The organism is Ramlibacter tataouinensis, from assembly GCF_027941915.1.
Classification (GTDB): Bacteria; Pseudomonadota; Gammaproteobacteria; order Burkholderiales; family Burkholderiaceae_C; genus Ramlibacter; species Ramlibacter tataouinensis_C.
Genome location: NZ_CP116009.1, coordinates 1,574,314 through 1,590,637 on the forward strand (window position 1 = coordinate 1,574,314; position 16,324 = coordinate 1,590,637).

14 protein-coding genes are annotated in these 16,324 nt (G+C 68.8%); 5 read left to right on the forward strand and 9 right to left on the reverse strand.

The window, feature by feature from the left end:
- Positions 1–20 precede the first annotated feature (20 nt).
- The 7 genes from PE066_RS07435 to apbC form a co-directional block, all read right to left on the reverse strand.
- A complete protein-coding gene (locus PE066_RS07435) occupies positions 21–3,002 on the reverse strand; it encodes a formate dehydrogenase subunit alpha (protein ID WP_271235919.1) in 2,982 nt (993 codons plus the stop codon).
- Between the two features lie 22 nt (positions 3,003–3,024).
- A complete protein-coding gene (locus PE066_RS07440; protein WP_271235920.1) occupies positions 3,025–3,231 on the reverse strand; it encodes a formate dehydrogenase in 207 nt (68 codons plus the stop codon).
- Between the two features lie 183 nt (positions 3,232–3,414).
- Positions 3,415–4,032, reverse strand: coding sequence for a TorD/DmsD family molecular chaperone (locus tag PE066_RS07445; RefSeq protein WP_271235921.1), 618 nt, complete (start codon positions 4,030–4,032; stop codon positions 3,415–3,417).
- Positions 4,025–6,115, reverse strand: a complete 2,091-nt coding sequence (locus PE066_RS07450) for a 4Fe-4S binding protein (RefSeq protein WP_271235922.1) — start codon at positions 6,113–6,115, stop codon at positions 4,025–4,027. The genes PE066_RS07445 and PE066_RS07450 overlap by 8 nt, the downstream gene beginning before the upstream one ends.
- Complete coding sequence (locus PE066_RS07455; protein WP_336298452.1) at positions 6,042–6,731, reverse strand: DUF3306 domain-containing protein; 690 nt, start codon at positions 6,729–6,731, stop codon at positions 6,042–6,044. The genes PE066_RS07450 and PE066_RS07455 overlap by 74 nt, the downstream gene beginning before the upstream one ends.
- Positions 6,718–7,266: a DUF3305 domain-containing protein gene (locus tag PE066_RS07460; RefSeq protein WP_271235923.1), complete on the reverse strand. Its 549-nt coding sequence runs from the start codon at positions 7,264–7,266 to the stop codon at positions 6,718–6,720. The genes PE066_RS07455 and PE066_RS07460 overlap by 14 nt, the downstream gene beginning before the upstream one ends.
- Positions 7,267–7,329: 63 nt before the next feature.
- Complete coding sequence (gene apbC, locus PE066_RS07465; RefSeq protein WP_271235924.1) at positions 7,330–8,418, reverse strand: iron-sulfur cluster carrier protein ApbC; 1,089 nt, start codon at positions 8,416–8,418, stop codon at positions 7,330–7,332.
- 140 nt (positions 8,419–8,558) lie between these two features.
- Between apbC and metG the strand changes: the two genes are divergently transcribed.
- Positions 8,559–10,670: a methionine--tRNA ligase gene (gene metG, locus PE066_RS07470; protein ID WP_271235925.1), complete on the forward strand. Its 2,112-nt coding sequence runs from the start codon at positions 8,559–8,561 to the stop codon at positions 10,668–10,670.
- A 243-nt stretch (positions 10,671–10,913) separates the two neighbouring features.
- On the opposite strand, the gene PE066_RS07475 is transcribed toward metG, so the two are convergent.
- On the reverse strand, positions 10,914–11,813 hold the full coding sequence (locus PE066_RS07475; RefSeq protein WP_271235926.1) for a LysR substrate-binding domain-containing protein: 900 nt from the start codon (positions 11,811–11,813) through the stop codon (positions 10,914–10,916).
- Positions 11,814–11,916: 103 nt separating this feature from the next.
- Here PE066_RS07475 and PE066_RS07480 point away from each other — a divergent pair, with 103 nt between their 5' ends.
- From PE066_RS07480 to PE066_RS07490, 3 genes are all read left to right on the forward strand, one after another.
- Positions 11,917–12,897: a tripartite tricarboxylate transporter substrate binding protein BugE gene (locus tag PE066_RS07480; RefSeq protein WP_271235927.1), complete on the forward strand. Its 981-nt coding sequence runs from the start codon at positions 11,917–11,919 to the stop codon at positions 12,895–12,897.
- Between the two features lie 7 nt (positions 12,898–12,904).
- Positions 12,905–13,753, forward strand: coding sequence for an N-formylglutamate amidohydrolase (locus tag PE066_RS07485; RefSeq protein ID WP_271235928.1), 849 nt, complete (start codon positions 12,905–12,907; stop codon positions 13,751–13,753).
- Between the two features lie 148 nt (positions 13,754–13,901).
- Positions 13,902–15,530: a SulP family inorganic anion transporter gene (locus PE066_RS07490; protein ID WP_271235929.1), complete on the forward strand. Its 1,629-nt coding sequence runs from the start codon at positions 13,902–13,904 to the stop codon at positions 15,528–15,530.
- On the opposite strand, the gene bamE is transcribed toward PE066_RS07490, so the two are convergent.
- Positions 15,527–16,033, reverse strand: coding sequence for an outer membrane protein assembly factor BamE domain-containing protein (bamE, locus tag PE066_RS07495; RefSeq protein WP_271236525.1), 507 nt, complete (start codon positions 16,031–16,033; stop codon positions 15,527–15,529). The two genes, PE066_RS07490 and bamE, sit on opposite strands and share 4 nt — an antisense overlap.
- 42 nt (positions 16,034–16,075) lie before the next feature.
- On the opposite strand from bamE, the gene PE066_RS07500 reads away from it, so the two are divergent.
- A complete protein-coding gene (locus tag PE066_RS07500) occupies positions 16,076–16,306 on the forward strand; it encodes a DUF3460 family protein (RefSeq protein ID WP_271235930.1) in 231 nt (76 codons plus the stop codon).
- Positions 16,307–16,324 lie beyond the last annotated feature (18 nt).

The window sequence follows — 16,324 nt, forward strand, 5'->3', positions numbered from 1 at the left end:
GCCTCCAGTCAGCGCCTGCCTCAGGCCTTCTCCACGTTGCACAGCGTCGTCTTGCTTTCCTGCATCATGGTCACGCTGTCGTAGCCGTAGGTGGTGGCGGTGTTGACCGCCTCGCCGCGCACCACCGGGGCCGCGCCCTTGGGGTAGTACGCCAGCAGGTCCGCCCCCATCCAGCGCCCGGCGAAGTGGAACGGCATCCAGCAGGTGTCGGGGCCGACGCGCTCGGTCACCAGCGCCTGCACGTTGAGCTGGGCGCCGGTCGGCGTCTTGAGCCAGACCCGGTCGCCGTTGCGGATGTTCCGCGACGCCGCCGCCTTCGGGTTGATCTCGACGAAGGCCTCCTGCTGCAGCTCCGCCAGCCAGGGGTTGGAGCGGGTCTCGTCGCCGCCGCCTTCGTACTCGGTCAGCCGGCCGGAGCTGAGGATCAGCGGGTACTTCTCGTGCACCTTGTCGGCCAGGTTCTTCTGCTGCAGCGTCTTGTACAGCGTGGGCAGCCGCCAGAACGCCTTCTTGTCGTCGTGCGTCGGGTACTTGGCCACCAGGTCCGGCCGCGGGCTGTAGATCGGCTCGCGATGCTGCGGGATCGGATCGGGGAAGTTCCAGACGACGGCGCGCGCCTTGGCGTTGCCGAACGGGTGCACCCCGTGGTTCTTCATCGCCACCCGGATCAGCCCGCCGGACGGGTCGGTCTTCCAGTTCTTGCCTTCGGCCGCCGACTGCTCGGCCGGGGTGAGCTCGTTCCACCAGCCCAGCTTCTTCATGAAGACGTGGTCGACCTCCGGATAGCCGGTGGTGATCTCGCAGCCCTTGGGGAAGGAGCCGTCCTCGGCCAGCAGGTTGACGCCGTCGCGCTCGACGCCGAAGTTGGCGCGGAAGCAGCCGCCGCCGTCCATCACGTGCTTGCTGGTGTCGTACAGGTTCGACGATCCCGGGTGCTTGAGCTCCGGATTTCCGAAGCAGGGCCAGGGCAGTCCGAAGTAGTCGCCCTCGATGTCGTAACCGGTCTCGGGATCCTTGACGCTGCCCTTGGCCTTGAGCGTCTTGACGTCGAAGTGCGCCATCAGCCGCATGTGCGCCTTCAGCCGCTCGGGGCTCTGGCCGGTGTAGCCGATGGTCCAGACCGACTTGTTGACCTCGCGCAGGATCTCCTCCGGCATGGGTTCGTCCATGCCCTTGACCTTCTGCATCTTCATGTTCTTGACCAGCTCCTTGCCGAAGCCGAGCTTCTCGGCCAGCTGGTACATGATCATGTGGTCGCTGCGGCTCTCCCAGATCGGGTCGATCACCTTCTCGCGCCACTGCAGCGTGCGGTTGGAGGCCGTCGCCGAGCCGCTGGTCTCCAGTTGCGTGGCAGCCGGCAGCAGGTACACCGCGCGATTGGGGTTCAGGTCCTCCGGGCGCCCCGGCATGGCGGCCATGGCGGCCGTGGCGGACGGATACGGGTCGATTACCACCAGCAGGTCCAGCTTGTCCATGGCCCGCTTCATCTCGGCGCCCCGCGTCTGCGAGTTGGGGGCGTGGCCCCAGTAGATGACACCGCGCAGGTTGGGCCCCTGGTCGATCAGCTCGTTCTTCTCGAGCACGCCGTCGATCCAGCGCGACACCGTGATGCCCGGCTTGGTCATCATGGACGGATCGGCGAAGCGGCCCTTGATCCACTCGTAGTCGACACCCCAGACCTTGGCGAAGTGCCGCCAGGAGCCTTCCGCGATGCCGTAGTAGCCGGGCAGCGAATCCGGGTTGGGGCCGATGTCGGTGGCACCCTGCACGTTGTCGTGGCCGCGGAAGATGTTCGCGCCGCCGCCGGACACGCCCACGTTGCCGAGCGCAAGTTGCACGAGGCAGGAAGCGCGCACCATCGCATTGCCGATCGAGTGCTGGGTCTGGCCCATGCACCACACCAGCGTCGAGGGGCGGTTCTTGGCCATCATCTCGGCGGCCTTGTAGAGGTCGGCTTCGGGCACGCCGGAGGCCTCGAACACCTTGTCGGGCGTCCACTTGGCCAGCACGTCCTCGCGCACCTTGTCCATGCCGTAGACACGGTCGTTGATGTACTTCTTGTCTTCCCAGCCGTTCTTGAAGATGTGGTACAGCAGGCCGAACAGCACCGGGATGTCGGTGCCCGAGCGAAAGCGGATGTATTGGTCCGCCTTGGCCGCAGTGCGCGTGAAGCGCGGGTCGGCCACGATCATCTTGCAGCCGTTCTCCTTGGCATGCAGCATGTGCAGCATGGAGACGGGGTGCGCCTCGGCGGCGTTGGAGCCGATGTAGAACGCGCACTTGCTGTTCTGCATGTCGTTGTACGAGTTCGTCATCGCCCCATAGCCCCAGGTGTTGGCAACGCCGGACACCGTGGTGGAGTGGCAGATGCGGGCCTGGTGGTCGCAGTTGTTGCTGCCGAACAGGCTGACGAACTTGCGCAGCAGGTAGGACTGCTCGTTGCTGTGCTTGGACGATCCGATCCAGTACACCGAATCGGGGCCGCTGGCCTTGCGCAGCTCCAGGATCTTCGCGCTGACCTCGTTGAGCGCCTGGTCCCAGGAGATGCGCTGGTACTTGCCGTCCACCAGTTTCATCGGGTAGCGCAGGCGGAACTCGCCGTGGCCGTGCTCGCGGATGGCCGCGCCCTTGGCGCAGTGTGCGCCCAGGTTGATCGGCGAATCGAACACTGGCTCCTGCCGGACCCACACGCCGTTCTCGACCACCGCATCGATGGCGCAGCCCACCGAGCAGTGGGTGCACACGGTGCGCTTGACCTCGATGCGGCCGTTGCCCACGGCGGTCTCACGCCCGCCTTCGGCTGCGCGCGCCTTCTTCACCAGCGCCAGGCTGCCGGCGGCAACGCCGACGCCCACGCCCAGGCCCGATCGCCGCAGGAAGGCTCGCCGGTCCATGGTGGGCAGGGCATGCGACAGGCCGCGCTGCAGGCTGTGGACGAAAGGCGAGCGCTCATCGGAGCGCGCAGCCGCATGGCCGGCGCCCGTTCTCTTGGTCAGCAACATGGGAAGTCCCCTGGATGAAGGGTTAGAGACGGGTGGTCTCGTAATAGCGCTTGACGTGCTCGGTGAGCTGGTAGCCGCCGCCCCGCTCGGGCGCCTTCGGCTGGGCGGCCGTCGCTTCCAACTCCCGGCGGGCCCCGGGCAACAGGCTGCCTGCCACTGCCAGCGCACCAGTGGTGGCGGCACCTGCGAAAAGCGTTCTCCGGGAGAGCTTGCTCGAGGTCTTGCTCATGCTTTCTCCTTTGCACCGCGGCGGCCAGCGAAGCAGGCCTATGCAGTTGGCAGCATAGCCCTTTACGCTGGCTTTGACACAGGGTAATGCCTGATACCAGAGCCTTGCCGCCCTCCGTGCGGCGTTCGCGCGAAGAGTGACGCCTTCCCGTCTTGCAGGCTTGAGCTCGGGTAAACCCCGACTTCAGGCGAGCAGGTCGAAGCCTTGCTGTTCCACCTGGAAGAAAGCCTGGGAGAAGCCGGCCAGCGCGGCATAGAGCCTCGCTGACGGATGGGTTGCCACCGCATTGCACATCTCGCCGACCCAGGGCTGCAGGTGGGCGGCGAAGAACTCGCGCTGGCGCGTGAGGTTGGCGACCTCCACGTCCTCGCCAGCGATCAGATAGCGCATGACCTCGCACAGGTAGGCGACGTGGTCCTCGGTCTCGGGCATGGTGTCGTCGCGCGTGAGCCCCAGTGCCCGCAGGTCGTCGCGCAGGCGGGCCAGGGGACGCTCGTTGAGGAAGCCGGCCAGGTAATGCGAGCCGAACAGGTACACCTCGGGCTTGCCCACCCCGCCGAACAGCGCGTCGTATTCCGCGTGCGCCTGGTCGGTTGTGATGTCGCGCGCCACGCCCACGAAACCGCGCCAGGGCTCCTCCAGGAAAGCGCCGGCAGCGGGTGCTTCCGTCACGGCGACCTGCAGGCGCCCCAGCAGTTCGTCACCCGGGGGGGCGTACCAGAGTTGCGCAAGCAGGCCGTAGACCTCGGCACGTGCGGTCTCCTCGTCCAGGGCCGAGGACACGGGAATGGCATCAGACATCGGTGATCTTCAACTCGTCGCTGGCGGAGTACAGGTCAACCACACGGCAGTCGGCGCACATCTTCAGGCGCTCCAGTGCTGCACCCTGGAACATCGAATGCCCCGCCAGCCTGGCCAGCATCGATTCGATCGCCTTGCCGGTGCCGAACGGCTTGCCGCAACGCACGCAGGCATAGGGCTGCGCTTCATTCAGCACGCGCGGGTGCTTGCGTTCGGGCATGGGCAACAGCCTTGGCTGCAGGCTGATGGCCTGCTCGGGGCAGGTGCCTTCGCACAGCCCGCACTGCACGCAGTTCTTCTCGATGAAGCTCAGCTGCGGCTGCTGCGGGTTGTCCAGCAGCGCGCCCGCCGGACAGGCGCCCACGCAGCTCATGCACAGCGTGCACTTGTCGGCGTCGACGGACACCGCGCCGAGGGGCGAACCGGGCGGCAGGACGATGCTGTCCGGCCGCGCCGGCGACTGCTCGATCAGGTGGTCGAGCGCGAGATCCAGCGTCACGCGCTTGTCGGCGGCTGCGGCAAACCGCGCCCGCTCCTGCGGTACCGCCCCGCCCCGCCGGGTGAGCAGCTGCAGGTCCTGGTCCAGGTCGGTCGGACCGCGGCTTTGCAGCAGGCTGAAGTGGCTGCCGGCATAGCCCAGGCCTTCCAGGACCGTTTGCGCCACCTGCATCTGCAATTGCAGTGCCTCGAGGTACTGCGGCGCTTCCTCGCCGGCGGCCAGCACCGCGACGTGCGTCGCGCCTTGCGCGACCGCCGCCAGCCACAGTTCGATACCGGTGCTGGCGGCATGCCACAGCGCAAGCGGAATCACGCGGGCCGGGACGCCTTCGGCAGCGCCGACGCGCGCGGCACGCCCGAGTTCCTCCACCAGCGTGCGGCCTCGCTCCTGCGAGTGCAACAGCAGGATGGGGGCACGCCCGCCCGCCTTCTCGTAGGCGGACAGCAGCGTGCGGATCCTGGCTCCCTGGTCGCCGGGCTTCGGGTAGGCATATGTGAGCGCCCCGGTCGGGCACACCGTGGTGCAGGCGCCGCAACCCACGCACAGGTGGAAATTGACCTTGACCTGCTGGCGCGCCTTGTCGCCCGTGATCGCCTCGGCCGAACAGACGTCCACGCAGGCGTTGCAGCCGAGCCTGCCGTTGCGGCTGTGGGCGCAGAGCTTCTGCTTGTAGGCGACGAACCGCGGCTTGTCGAACTCGCCCACCAGCTCGCGCAAGCGCAGCACGGTCTCCAGGGCGGCAGCGCCCTGGGCCTTCGCCGGCGGGAGATGGAAATAACCCTGGGGAAGCGCGTGCTGCAGGAAGCCGGGCGGCTCGCGCAGGTCCAGCACCAGGTCGAAGCGGTCGGTATGCGCCACCGGCTCGCGCCCGAAGTCGATCGCACCGGCGGCCTCGCACACCTTCACGCAGGCGCGATGGCTCTTGCAGGCCTGCAGGTCGATCTGGTAGTCCAGCCCGATCGCGCTTTCCGGGCAGGCCGCGATGCAGGCATTGCAGCGCGTGCACAGGTCCAGGTCGATCGGGTTGTCCTGGGTCCACGCCAGCTCGAAGGCGCCGAGCCAGCCGCGCAGGCTGTCGACACGGCCGGCCAGCACCGGCCAGCGGCGCTCCTGCGAACTGCTGCCGCCGGTGGACAGGAGGGTCGCCTGGAAGCCCTCGCCGGCCAGGGCGGCGAAGCGCTCGGCCTCATCCAGCGGACCGATCACCAGCAGCCGCGCGGCACTGCTGTCGTAACCGACCGTGGGCACCGGTTCGGGCTCCGGCAGCCGCGCGACGGCCAGCAGGGCGGCGATCTTGGGACCTGCGGCCTTGGCATCGCGGCTCCAGCCGCCGGTCTCGCGGATGTTGACGAAGCGGACCGGCGAAACAGCCCCCTCGGTCTGGCGGCCGATCTCGCCGAACAGACGCTTTTCCTGCGTACAGGCGACCACCACTTCCTCGCCGCCGCGGATGGCCTGCTGGAAGGCAGCAGCCTCGCGCCGGCACAGGGTGGAATGAAGCGTCAGTTTCTCATCCAGGGTCCGGCCGAGGGCCTGGGGATCCAGGGGCATCGTCCGGTTGCAATCGCAGATCAGCGTGGCCATGGTCGGGTCCTGCTGGCGGCGGCGGCTCCCGGGACTCCTCGGCCGCCTCGCCATCGGCGCACTGTGCCACGGATGCTGCCGGCGGGTCCTCCGCAACATCCCTTGCTTCGGCGCGCAACTCGTCCTCGCGCTTTTTCTTCTCCTCCGCCTCCTCCTCGCGGAAAAGGCCGAGGAACTGCGCGCTGGCCAGCTGGCGGATGGCCGATTCGGGCAGCGGGTCGGGCTTGCCGTAGTCGTCGATGTAGACGTCCAGCCCGTCCATCACATTGAAATGGGGATCGGCGAAGAGCTTCTTCAGCGCCGCGTTCTTCACTTCGGCGGACACGTCCCTGCGCACGAAGCGGGTGAAGTCGGATTGCGGAGTGAGGGCATGAGTGTCCTCCAGGGTTGGAGGGGCTTCGTGCTCTTGATGCATTTGTGCCTCCGGCCCGCTGGCAGCCACCGGAGCGCCCTCACGCTGGCCTTCTTCCGGAAGGGAAGGAAAAGACTCAGCGTTCGATACGGGCCGGAACGGCGGCAGGTCCTCGATCGCAGGCTCTGCCTCGGGAGCCCGCCCCTCCTTGACATCCAGCTTCCGCCGCGACCAGCGGCCCAGGAATCCCTCAGCCACCTTCACCTCCGCCGAACTTCTTGACCGTGGTGACCGAAGCCGGGTTGCCAAAGCGGTCCTGCAGCGGTCGGAAGCTCTCGGGCCGCTTGCGGCGGCGCGGCTCGGGCACGTAGTGGGCATCGGCAAACGCGCGCATCCACTCGACCACTTCGGCCGGTGCCGGCACCTGTTCCACCGTTTCCTGCGCGTCCAGCCAACGGCCCGCATCGTGGTAGCTCAGGCTCACGACCACCGGCCGGGCAATCGGCTCCTCGGCGACGCTGGGTGTCTCTTCCATGCGCCACATCACGAACCAGCCCGGCGCCTCGGTGGTCGCATTCAGGTAATAGCCTTCGGCGTCGTCGCGGAACAACTCGACGGTGAAGCCGGGGTGCAGCCAGTACTCGCTGCGCTCGTCCGCATGAATGCGTCGAGCCTCGCTGCCGAACGCAACCTGCTGTGGCACCACCTCGTCCAGCACCCAACGCCAGGGCTGCCAGCGGTTGTCGAGCCGGTCGCGCCGCATGACGACGGCGACGTCGATGTAAGGCCTGCTGCTCATGATGGTTCCGTCACCTCGGGGGAGGTCCGGGCCATCTTAGCCCCGCGGGCCGCGCGCCGCTTCTCAGGTGCTCTTGGACACCGTGATGGTCGGGAACTTGGCCGAGAAGTCCTTGCTGCGGGCCGCGATCTTCACCGCCGCCCGGCGTGCCACGTCCTTGTAGATGCCGGCCAGTTGGCCATCGGGATCCGACACCACCGTGGGGCGGCCGCCGTCGGCCTGCTGGCGGATGCCGATGTCCAGCGGCAGCGCGCCCAGGAAGTCGATGCCGCGCTCGGCCGCGTAGCGCTGGCCGCCGCCCTCGCCGAAGATGTGCTCGACGTGGCCGCAGTTGCTGCACACGTGCATCGCCATGTTTTCCACCAGACCCAGGATGGGCACGCCCACCTTCTCGAACATGGTCACGGCCTTCTTGGCGTCGAGCAGCGCGATGTCCTGCGGGGTGGTGACGATCACGGCGCCGGTCATGGGCACCCGCTGCGACAGCGTGAGCTGGATGTCGCCGGTGCCGGGCGGCAGGTCCACCACCAGGTAGTCGAGTTCGCGCCAGTTGGTCTGGCGCAGCAGCTGCTCCAGCGCCTGGGTGGCCATCGGGCCGCGCCAGATCATGGCCTCGTCGGGGTTGACCAGGAAGCCGATCGACATGACCTGCACGCCGTAGTTCTCCAGCGGCTCCATGGTCTTGCCGTCCTCGCTGGACGGGCGCCCCTCGATGCCCATCATCATGGGCTGGCTGGGGCCGTAGATGTCGGCGTCCAGCAGGCCGACCGCGGCGCCCTCGGCGGCCAGCGCCAGCGCCAGATTGACTGCCGTGGTGCTCTTGCCGACACCGCCCTTGCCGGACGCCACCGCCACGATGTTCTTCACGCCCGGCAGCAACTGAACGCCGCGCTGCACCGCATGCGCCACGACCTTGGTGGCGATGTTGACCGACACGTTCGACACCCCGGGCACCGCCCGCGCCGCCGCGACCAGGGCCTGCCGCAGCGCCGGCACCTGGCTCTTGGCCGGGTAACCGAGCTCGACATCGAAAGCCACGTCGCCGCCTTCGACCTGCAGGTTCTTCACCGCCTTGGTCGAGACGAAATCGGAGCCCGTGTTCGGGTCCTTCACGGCCGCGAGCGCGGCCAGCACTTGATCGGGTGTCGCCATGGCCGCATTGTTACAGGCCGCGAAAACATCCGCCCGGCAGCCCTTTGGGGCGAGGGGACTAGGCAGCAGACGCCGGTCTCCCCCAAGCCCGCGCGGGGTGCGCCGCCTAGAATGCCCGGTTCCCCCTGTTCGACTTCCCCATGCGCCAGCGCAAGCTTTTCGTCACCACCGCCCTGCCCTACGCCAACGGCAAGTTCCACATCGGCCACATCATGGAGTACATCCAGGCCGACATCTGGGTGCGCCACCAGCGCATGGGCGGCCACATGGTGCAGTTCGTGGGTGCCGACGATGCGCACGGCGCGCCGATCATGATCGCGGCCGAGAAGGCCGGCCAGACGCCGCAGCAATTCGTCGCCGGCATCGCCGCCGGCCGCCAGGAATACCTGGACGGGTTCCACGTCCGCTTCGACAACTGGCACTCCACCGACAGCCCGGAGAACACCGAGCTGGCCCAGGGCATCTACCGCGCGCTCAAGGCCAACGGGATGGTGACCACGCGCACCATCGAGCAGTTCTACGACCCGGTCAAGGGCATGTTCCTGCCCGATCGCTACATCAAGGGCGAGTGCCCGACCTGCCACGCCAAGGACCAGTACGGCGACAGCTGCGAGGTCTGCAGCAGCGTCTATTCGCCCACCGACCTGATCGAGCCCTACTCCACCTTGAGCGGCGTGCGGCCCGAACTGCGCAGCTCGGAGCACTACTTCTTCCGGCTGTCCGACCCGCAGGTGGTCGACTTCCTCAAGGCCTGGACGCAGGACGGCAAGCTGCAGCCGGAAGTGGCGAAGAAGGCCAGCGAGTGGTTCGAGGCCGGCCTGGCCGACTGGGACATCAGCCGCGACGCGCCCTACTTCGGCATCGAGATCCCGGACGCGCCGGGCAAGTACTTCTATGTCTGGCTGGACGCGCCGATCGGCTATCTGGCCAGCCTGAAGAACCATTTCGACAAGGGCCAGGCGAAGAACCACTGGCATGCGCCGTCGCGCACCGAGGCCAGCTTCGAGCAGTACGTGGCCGACCCGGCGGTCGAGCAGGTGCACTTCATCGGCAAGGACATCGTGTACTTCCACACCCTGTTCTGGCCGGCCATGCTGCAGTTCTCCGGCCGCAAGACGCCCAGCCAGATCAACGTGCACGGCTTCATCACCGTCAGCGGCGAGAAGATGAGCAAGAGCCGCGGCACCGGCATCGATCCGCTGCGCTACCTGGGCATCGGCATGAACCCGGAGTGGCTGCGCTACTACATCGCCGCCAAGCTCAACGGCAAGGTCGAGGACGTCGACTTCAACCCCGACGACTTCATCGCCCGCGTCAACGCCGACCTGATCGGCAAGTACGTCAACATCGCCAGCCGGGCGGCCAAGTTCGTGCCCGGCGGCACGCTGGTGGGCTCCTTCGGCGGCGAGGAGACGCGGGCCACGCGGCTGGTCGACGAGGTGCGCAACCTCTACGAGGGGCGCGAGTACGGCAAGGCGGTGCGCGAGATCATGGCGTTCGCCGACGAAGTGAACCTGCGCTTCGACGCGGCGGCCCCGTGGAAGCTGGTGAAGGAAGGCAAGGCGGACGAAGCCGCGCTGGTGTGCTCGGAATGCCTGGAGTCGTTCAAGGTCATGACCGCGTGCCTGAAGCCGATCCTGCCGGCATTGGCGCAGCAGGCCGAAGCCTTCCTGCAGTGCGCGCCGCTCGATTGGTCGAATGCCGCCACGCCGCTGGGGGCCGGCCACAAGGTGGGCACCTACCAGCACCTGATGCAGCGGGTGGAGGGCAAGCAGGTGGATGCGCTGTTCGAGTTGCCCCAGGAGGCCAAGGCTGCCGCGCCGGCAGCGCAGCCCGCCGCCAAGGAGGCCAACCCCGCGAAGACCCCTGCCGTGGGCGGAGCGGCTGAACCGGGCGGCGAGGCACTCGCCGCCGAAATCACGATCGACGACTTCGCCAGGGTGGACCTGCGCATCGCGAAGATCGTCGACTGCCAGCCGGTGTCGGGCTCGACCAAGCTGCTGCAGCTGACGCTGGACGCGGGCGAAGGGCGCCTGCGCAACGTGTTCTCGGGCATTGCCTCGGCCTACAAGCCCGAGCAACTGGCCGGCAAGCTCACGGTGGTGGTGGCCAACCTGGCGCCGCGCAAGATGAAGTTCGGCGTCAGCGAGGGCATGGTGCTGGCCGCCAGCCATGCGGACGAGAAGGCCAACCCCGGCATCTTCGTGCTGGAGCCCTGGGCAGGCGCCCAGCCGGGCATGCGGGTGAGATAGACCCACCCCCGAAGCGCCTTCGGCGCCTCCCCCTCAAGGGGGCCGAGACCTGCGGCTCCACACCGACCTGCGTCGGTGTGGACAGGTCGAGGAAGGGCCGCGTCTCGCGGCCCTGCGGCCTGCAAGGCCCACCAGCGGCCCGGCGAAGCCGGTTCCGCGGTGGCACTGGACTGGCCCCGCGCGGATTCACGCGCAGAGCCGCCAACGATGCTTGAGATGGCGAGTCCGACACCGCCCTGGCGACTAGTTCTCGCTGCCCGCGGCCTGCTGCATCACCCATTCGGAGAACCGCTCCGCGGCCGGGTGCGCGCCCAGCGCGCGGCGCCGGCACAGGAAATAGCCGCGTCCGGTCGACGCGGTGCCGGCCACCGGCATCGCCAGCCGCCCGGCCGCCAGGTCTCCTTCCACCATGCACTTCTGCACCACCGCCACCCCCATGCCGCCGCGCGCCGCATCGATCAGGTTCATCACCAAGTCGAAGCCGGTGCCACGCCAGTCGAGCGGCAGTTGCACGCCCACGGCCTGGGCCCACAGCGCCCAGTTGTCGGGGTAGTTGGAGTGGTACAGCAGGGGCTGGCGCACCAGGTCGCCCGCCGAGCGGATGCGCTCGCCGATCGCCGGCGCGCAGACGGCCACGATCTCGCGTCCGACCAGGTACTGCGCCGCCACCTGCCGCGGCCAGGCCCGGCCGCGCCGGGGCTTGAGCGCGATCCACAGGTCCACGTCCTCGCGCTGGAAGTCCTCGTCGTGGTGGTACTGGCGGAACTCCAGCCCCACCTCGGGATGGCGGGCCCGGAAGTCCTCCAGCCGCGGCAGCAGCCACAGGTTGCCCAGGCTGGTCACCACCGACAGCCGCAGCCGCAGCCGGTCAGGCCGGCGCTGCAGTTCGGCCGCAGCCTGCTCCAGCGCAGCCAGCGGCTTCTCCACCCGCCGCAGCAGCTGGGCGCCGGCGTCGGTCAGGCGCACGCCGGCCCCCGAGCGGGTGAGCACGTCCACCCCCAGTTGCTCCTCCAACCGGAGCACCGCCCGGCTGACCGCCGCCTGGGTGACGTGCAGGCTGTCGGCCGCCTTGCGGAAGCTGCCGCTGCGCGCCACCGCGACGAAGGCGTGCAGTTCGACCAGCGAAGGGCTGCGGAGGGTCATGCGGCGATTACAACATGTCATCACCGAGGGCGCAAAAGTCGTTTGCCGCGGTGGGCCGTCGCGCCTACCCTGCCGCGCAGCTTCAACCCAGCCGGAACCGACCATGAAGACTCGCCACTTCCTCAAGACCCTGGCCTGTGCGGCCGCCCTCGTTGCCGCCGGTGGCGCGCACGCCCAGGCCAGCTATCCCAGCCAGACGATCAAGCTGATCGTGCCCTTCGCGCCGGGCGGCTCCACCGACCTGGCCGCGCGCCTGATCGCCGAGTTCGGCGGCCGCGAACTGGGCCAGAGCATCATCGTGGAGAACAAGGCCGGCGCCGGCGGCTCGGTGGGCATGGAATTCGTCGCCAAGGCCAAGGCCGACGGCTACACCCTGGGCATGGCCACGGTCAGCACCCACGGCAGCAACCCGGCGGTGTACGGCAGCAAGCTCAAGTACGACCCGGTGAAGGACTTCGCGCCCATCACCAACGTGGCCACCACGCCCAGCGTGTTCGCGGTCAACCCGAAGGTGCCGGCGCAGGACATGAAGCAGTTCATCGCCGCCGCCAAGGGCGAGCCGAACAAGTTCAGCTTCGCCTCGCCGGGCACCGGCTCGCTGGGCCACGCCAACATCGAGCACTTCATGGCGCTGGCGCAGATCAAGCTGCTGCACGTGCCGTACAAGGGCGCCGGCCTGGCGATGAACGACGCGCTCGGCGGCCAGGTCGACGCGATCACCGACAACCTGCCTTCGGCGCTGCCGCACATCAAGGGTGGCAAGCTGCGCGCGCTGGCCGTGCTGTCCGAGAAGCGCTCGCCCGCGCTGCCGGACGTGCCCACTTACGGCGAGCTGGGCTTCCCGCAGATGGGCGGCGGCGGCTGGTTCGGCGTGGTGGCGCCGGACGGCACCCCGCCGGAGGTCGTGGCCAAGCTGAACCAGGCCTTCCACAAGGCCATGAAGAACCCCGAATTCATCCGCAAGATGGACGAATCCGGCGCCACGCTGATCCCGAACACGCCCGAGCAGTTCGGCCAGCAGATCCGCCAGGCGCTGGAGCGCTACCAGCGCGTGGCACAGATGGCCAAGATCAGCGTCGATTGAGCCTGCCTTGACCCCTTTCACGCTGCTGCGGCCCACGGCCGCGGCGGTGCCGCTGGTGTGCGATTCGCCGCACAGCGGCACCTGGTACCCCGACGACTACCGCCCCGCGGTGCCGCTGCCCGTGCTGCGCGGCGGCGAGGACACGCACGTGGAGGCGCTGTGGGAGGCGGTGCCCGCGGTCGGCGGCACCCTGCTGCACGCCCACTTCCCGCGCACCTACATCGACCCCAACCGCAGCGAGGACGACCTCGACCCCGAGCTGCTGGACGCGCCCTGGCCCACTCCGCTGGCGCCCACCGAGAAGACCCGCCTCGGCTTCGGCCTGGTCTGGCGCAACGTGCGCGCCGGCGTGCCGATCTACGACCGCAAGCTCACGGTGGCCGAGGTGCAGGCGCGCATCGAGCGCTGCTGGCGGCCCTACCACCAGGCGCTGGCCGGCTGCATCGAGCAGGCCCGGCGCGACTTCGGCGCGGTCTGGCACCTGAACCTGCACTCGATGCCCAACGACGCCTACCAGCGCCTGCGCATCGACAGCCCGCGCCCGCTGGCCGACTTCGTGCTGGGCGACCGCGACGGCCGCACCTGCGAGCCGGCGTTCGTCGACCTGGTCGAGCGCGAGTTGCGCGCCTGCGGCTACTCGGTGGCGCGCAACGACCCCTACAAGGGCGTGCAGCTGATCGAGCGCATCGGCCAGCCGCAACACAACCGGCACAGCCTGCAGGTCGAGATCCGCCGGCCGCTGTACATGGACGAGGGCACGCGCGAGCGCAACGACGGCTTCGCGGCGATGCAGGCGGACCTCACGCGCCTGCTGCACACGCTGGCCGGCTACGTGCGCGGGCAGCTCGCCGGTTGAATGCCGTGGGCCGCCCCTAGAATGCGGCCATGGCGCTCCCGCCGCTCCTGCCCCTGACGCGCCGCAGGCGCTTCATCACCCGGCTGCGCCACTGCGGCCCTCCGGCAGCGAACTGAACCGCCCGTTCGTTCGACTTCCGGAGCCTGCCTTGCCCTTCACCTTCACTTTCCGGCCGCGCATCGCGGCCGCGCTGCGCGGCTACGACCGCGACCGTTTCGTGCGCGATCTCGGCGCCGGCGCCACCGTTGGCATCGTCGCCCTGCCGCTGGCCATGGCGTTCGCCATCGCCTCCGGCCTGAAGCCCGAGGCCGGGCTGTGGACGGCCATCCTCGCCGGCCTGCTGATCTCGCTGCTGGGCGGCTCGAACGTGCAGATCGGCGGCCCGGCCGGGGCCTTCATCGTGGTCGTCTACGGCATCGTCGAGCGCTACGGCGTGGCCAACCTGCTGATCGTCACCGCCGGCGCCGGCGTGCTGCTGTTCGCCATGGGCCTGCTGCGCCTGGGGCGGCTGGTGCGCTACGTGCCGGTCAGCATCGTGATCGGCTTCACCAACGGCATCGCGCTGCTGATCGCGGCCTCGCAGATCAAGGACTGGCTGGGGCTGGACATCGACAAGATGCCGGCCGACTTCTTCGCCCAGCTCAGGACCATCGCCGCGCACATCGGCAGCTTCAACCCCTACGCCTTCGGGCTGGGCACGGCCTGTTTCATCGGGTTGCTGATCTGGCCACGGCTGTGGTCCGCCCGCTCGCCCATGCAGCGGGCGCTGGACCTGCCGGGGCTCAAGCGCGCCAGCGAGGTCGGCGCGCGCATCCCGGGCCCGGTCGTGGCGCTGGTCACGCTGACGGCGCTGGCCTCGCTGCTGCAGCTGCCGGTGGAGACCATCGGCAGCCGCTTCGGCAGCATCCCGGGTGGGCTGCCGCCGTTCCAGTTGCCGGAGTTCAGCTGGGAGACGGTCAAGCTGCTGTTCTCGCCCATGCTGACCATCGCCGCGCTGGGCGCGATCGAGTCGCTGCTGTGTGCGCGCGTGGCCGACCAGGTGTCCAACCTGCCGCGGCACGACCCCAACCAGGAACTGATGGCGCAGGGCGTGGCCAACTTCGTCGTGCCCTTCTTCGGCGGCATGCCGGCCACCGGCACCATCGCCCGCACGGTCACCAACGTCCGTGCCGGCGGCACCACGCCGGTGGCGGGCATCGCGCACGCCGTCACGCTGGCGCTGATCGTGCTGCTGGCGGCGCCGCTGGCGCTGCAGGTGCCGCTGTCGGTGCTGGCCGGCATCCTGTTCTTCGTGGCCTGGAACATGGGCGAGTGGCGCGAGTTCGCCCACCTGCGCCGCTACGCCAACGACTACCGGCTCAAGTTGCTGGGCACCTTCGCGCTCACCGTGGTGTTCGACCTCACGGTGGCGGTGCAGGTGGGTCTGCTGGCGGCCTGCCTGCTGTTCATCCAGAAGATGGGTGCGCTGTTCAGCGTGGAGCGCACGGGGGACGGCACCGGCGAGCTGCGCTACAGCCTGTACGGCTCGCTGTTCTTCGGCGCCACCGCCAAGATCGATCCGATCCTGGACGCGGTGGAGAACGGCCCCGACCAGCCGCAGGTGGTGCTGGACGCCTTGCACCTGGTGCACCTGGACACCTCCGGCCTGGACACGCTGCGCCAGTTGCACAAGGCGGTGGTGCAGCGCGGCGGCACGCTGCGGCTGGAGAACCTGCACGAGCAGCCGCGCGAACTGATCGAGCAGGCGGGCTTCTCGCAGGAACTGGGCGTGGCCTAGCGGCTCGGCCCGCCGCGGTTCTCCGGCGCTTCCGGGTCGGGTTCCGTGGTGGTCCGCACCACGTGCCAATCCTTGTCGAACCACACGGTGAACACCATCGAGGTGCCGGGCGACTGCATCCAGCGCCAGTCCCAGGCTTCCTCGCCCTTGAGCGCATAGGGCGTCTTCTTCGCCGGCTTGCCCAGCAGGCGGCGCACCTGCTCCATGGCCATGCCGGGCTGCACCCGGGCGAAGGTCGTCGGGTTGAGCACCTGCCGCAGGGCGCTCATCCGGCCGTCCGGGCCGATGGTGATCATGTAGTTCTGGTGGCCGGCCGGGTTGCGGTTGTATTCCAGGGTACGGGCACCACCCGGCTCGTCCCAGACGTTCTCCGGGGCGCCGAACTGGGCGCGCACGTCGGCCTCGGTCGACACGCCTTCTTCCAGCTTCTCGATGCGGCGCTGGTCGCAACCGGCCAGCGGCAGCAGGGCGAGCAGGGCGAGCAGGGCAGCGAAGAATCCCATGAAGGCGCGCAGGTAAAATCGGGCGTTCACCGCGCACAGTCTATGTCCAAGTTGCTTCGCTTCTTCCGCCGGCCGGACTACCAGTCCGACGTCACCCAGTTCATCGAAGGGCTCAAGGAGCAGCGCCCCGACATCGAGGCCCAGCAGCGCGCCGGCCGCGCCTTGCTGTGGGACAAGCACATCGACCGCGAGGCCCTGGCCGAGTGGAAGCAGGCGCGCGTGCGGCCCAGCGCCTACGTCTATTACGGCATGGGCTCGGACAAGCGGTCCTAACCGTGGACGAGGGCAACG